This is a genomic window from Streptomyces sp. SID14436 (assembly GCF_010548465.1).
In the GTDB taxonomy this organism is placed as follows: Bacteria; Actinomycetota; Actinomycetes; order Streptomycetales; family Streptomycetaceae; genus Streptomyces.
This window is the reverse complement of record NZ_JAAGMD010000694.1, coordinates 1-860: the sequence shown is the minus strand read 5'-3', so window position 1 is coordinate 860 and position 860 is coordinate 1. Positions and strand designations below refer to the sequence as shown.

The 860-nt window shown below is 78.4% G+C and carries 1 pseudogene; it reads left to right on the top strand.

Features of this window, described 5'->3' with window-relative positions:
- A pseudogene (locus tag G3I53_RS24965) lies at positions 1-860 on the top strand (ATP-binding protein); the annotation flags it as partial.

Below are 860 nucleotides of genomic sequence, written 5' to 3'. Positions count from 1 at the left end.
CCGCCCGGCCCCACGCGGCCCGCCCCGCCGCTGCTGGCCCGCCAGGACGAGCGCGAACAGCTCGTCCGGCTGCTGGCCCGCGGCCGCTCCGTGCGCCTCACCGGCCCCGGCGGCTCCGGCCGCACCCGGCTGCTCGACATCGTCGCCGACGACTGCGCCGACCTCGCCCCCGACGGCGTCGTCCGGCTCAACGGCCTCGGCCGCAGCGTCGACGACCTGCTCCAGGACCTCTTCCACGCCGTGTACAGCGCCCCGCTGCACCGGCCCGAACGGGACGAACTGCTCGCCTGCGTGCGGGAGATCGGCGCCGTCGTCGTCGTGGACGACCTGGAGGCCGGCGGCACGGCCCTCGACACGCTGCTGGACGCCTGCCCCGAGTGCGCCTTCCTGTTCGGCGCGACCCCCGACGTGCCCGCCCCGTCCGCCGAGTCGGGCGTCGAGGAGGTCGCGCTGTCCGGACTCGACCGCGCGGCCGGACTCGACCTGCTCGGCCACGTCGTCGGACGCCGCCTCACCGAGGACGAGTCGAACTGGGCCGGGGACCTGTGGTTCGAGTCCGAGGGCCTGCCCCTGCGCTTCGTCCAGGCCGGTGCCCTGCTGCGCCAGCGCGACCGGCTGCGGGCCGGCGCCGGCGCCGTCGACGAGTTCGGCGTCTTCGAGGACGCCCGCCCCGACGACGTCCCCCCGGAGGCCGCCGCCGACGCCGACGAGGTGCCCCTGCCCGCGCTCGGCGAGGCCGCCGCGCCCGCCCCGCTGCTCGCCTCCCGGCTCAGCGCCTCCGCCCGCGCCACCCTGCGCTTCGCCGTGGCGCTCGGCGGCGAACTGCCGCACCAGGCCCACCTGCCCGCCCTGGTGGGCGA